The following is a 2404-nucleotide window of genomic DNA, read 5'->3' as shown; positions in this document are numbered from 1 at the left end:
CCCCCCGGCCGCCCTCGACATAGGGCGCCGCGACGGCCGCCGTGCGGCCGCCGATCGAGCCGTCCAGGAAGAACTTGCGCCCCAGGGCAAGGCCCACCGCGTCCGGCTGGGCCGCCGGCAGCTCCGCGAGCGGACCCGCGTGGAAGTACTCGACGCGCAGCGGAAAATCGCGGGGCAGGGCGCTGGCCAGCGCCGGCAGCTCCGCAGCGCCCATATCGGTGACGGCCGTCAGCCCCTGCCGCGCGAAGTCGGCGGCGGCCGCCGCGGCGGCGGCGAGCAGCTCGGCGCGGCCCAGCGGGAAAGCTCGCGCGAGGGCCACGGCCTCGCCCTCGAGCAGCAGGCCGTCCTCCGCCGCGCGGCCGAGCCGGCGCAGCGCCTCGCCGTTCGCCACGGCGACGTGCCCGCAGACGCGGATCAAGCCCACCGGCCGGGTCGGCAGCAGGGCGTCCAGCTCGCGCCGGGTGGGGAAGCGCGGATCGTCCCAGTCGCTCTCGTCCCAGGCGACCCCGATCAGCGGTCCCTCGCCGCCGGACGCCGCCGCCGCCAGGCGCTCCCAGAGCTTGGCCCGACGGCGCAGCCCGCTCAGGTCCACCCGCAGGCGGCGCCGGGCCTCGTGAAAGAGGTGCAGGTGGGCGTCGCAGAGACCGGGCAGCAGGGTCCAGCCGCTGAGATCGAGAACCCGGGCCTCGCCCACCGGCGGAACGAAGCGCGCGCCCGCGAGCTGGACGGGGGCGGCCTCGGCGGGGCGGCCCTCGCCGCGCTGGACCCGCAGGCCCTCGAGGCGCAGAGCGGGTGTGGCCTCCCCTGCGAGCAGGGCGGCGAGCTCGGCCGGCGTGGCGCGCATGGACCCTCCTTGCAGCCGGGCGTTCCTTGCCCTTATAAGTCCCGAGGACATGAGCCCGCAAGCCATCCCTCCCGGCCATCCCCCGCCTCGACCCTGGCGCTGGCTGGTCTTCATCGGTCTCGCGCTGCTGCTCGGTGCGTGGCTGGCCATCGGCGTGCTGCCCCGCGTGGGCGGCCGCCTGCCGGGACTGGACTGGCAGAAGCGCGGCGGCACCGACTGGAGCCAGGTGCAGGTGGTCTGGGAGCCCAGCGGCGGACCCGGCGGCGAATCCCCGGCGATGGACACCGCGGCGGCGGCCGACGCGCAGGTCGACGAGGCAGCCGACACGCCTGCCGCTCTGGACACCCCCAGCGAGCCGTCCCCCAGCGCTCCGGCACCGGCGCCTGCGGGCGGGGCTCCCGGCGCCGGCGAGGCGCCCGGGACCGGCCCGCTCGGCGCTGCCGGCGCTCCCGCGGCGGGCGGCGGCGGACCAGCTCGCGAGTCGCCGCGCATCCTCCAGGCCGCCTGGCCGAGTCGCGCCCTGCTCGGCAAGCTGAAGAGCAGCGGGCGCCTGCGCTATCGTCTCCGCGTGGAGCCGGACGGCCGCGTCTCCGCGCACGAGCTCGTCGACGAGGGCGGCTTCGACTGCCCGCCCTGCCGGCGCGAAGCCGAGCGGATCATCGGCGAGCTGCGCTTCGCGCCCGGCACGATCGACGGCCGACCGGTGGCCTGCTGGGTTCCCTACGAGATCAGCTTCGAGAGAGGTGGACGATGAAGCACGACCTGGCGACGGTGCAGGCGGCCATCCGCGGCGAAGGCCTGGCCGGCTGGCTGCTCTACGATTTTCGCGGCTCCAACCCGGTGGCGCTCGAGCTGCTCGCGGTGCCTGCGGGCGCCCTGCTCACGCGGCGCTTCTTCTACTGGATCCCGGCGACGGGCGAGCCCCTGCGCCTGCAGTCCAGCGTCGAGGCCCACCACTTCGGCCGCCTGCCCGGCGCGCAGCGGCTCTTCAAGGGCTGGCGCGAGCTGGAGACCCTGATCGCCGCCCTGCTCCCGCAGGGCGCGCCGATCGCGATGGAGTACTCGCCGGGCGGCGCCCTGCCGACGGTTTCGCACGTCGACGGCGGCACGCTCGAGTGGCTGCGCGGGCTCGGCCTGACGATCGTCAGCTCGGCCGATCTCGTGCAGCGCCTGGAGGCGCCCTGGAGCGTGGCGGCGCTCGCGAGCCACGAGCGCGCCGCTGCCAGCCTCGAGACGATCCGCCGCGGCGCCCTCGCGCGCCTGCGCGCGGCCCTCGCCGCCGGCGAGCCGCTCAGCGACCACGCACTGCAGCAGTGGATGCTCGCCGAGATGGAGGCGGCCGGCCTCGAGACGAACGGGCCGCCCATCGTCGCCTTCGGGCCCGACAGCGGCAATCCCCACCACAACCCCGACCCCGCGCGCCCGCGACGGCTGGCGCCCGGGCAGGTGGTGCTACTCGACTACTGGGGTCGTCTGCGCGATCCGGGCGCGGTCTACGCCGACTTCACCTGGATGGCCTTCGCCGGCCCGGCGCTGCCGCCCGCGATCGCGGCGGCCCCC

General features: G+C 76.5%; 3 protein-coding genes. 2 read left to right on the top strand and 1 reads right to left on the bottom strand.

Translation table 11 applies throughout. The features are described 5' to 3' along the window. Positions 1 to 1336 (bottom strand): amidohydrolase family protein (locus tag FJ251_15515; protein ID MBM4119111.1); only part of this gene is annotated, 1336 nt, incomplete at its 3' end. Between FJ251_15515 and FJ251_15510 the strand changes: the two genes are divergently transcribed. Continuing rightward, positions 843 to 1598: a hypothetical protein gene (locus FJ251_15510; GenBank protein MBM4119110.1), complete on the top strand. Its 756-nt coding sequence runs from the start codon at positions 843 to 845 to the stop codon at positions 1596 to 1598. The genes FJ251_15515 and FJ251_15510 overlap by 494 nt on opposite strands. Beyond that, positions 1595 to 2404 (top strand): M24 family metallopeptidase (locus FJ251_15505; GenBank protein ID MBM4119109.1); only part of this gene is annotated, 810 nt, incomplete at its 3' end. The genes FJ251_15510 and FJ251_15505, both read left to right, overlap by 4 nt.

This window comes from bacterium, assembly GCA_016873475.1.
Taxonomy (GTDB): domain Bacteria; phylum Krumholzibacteriota; class Krumholzibacteriia; order JACNKJ01; family JACNKJ01; genus VGXI01.
Note: the sequence above shows the minus strand (reverse complement) of the source record. Positions and strands in the feature narration are given on the sequence as shown.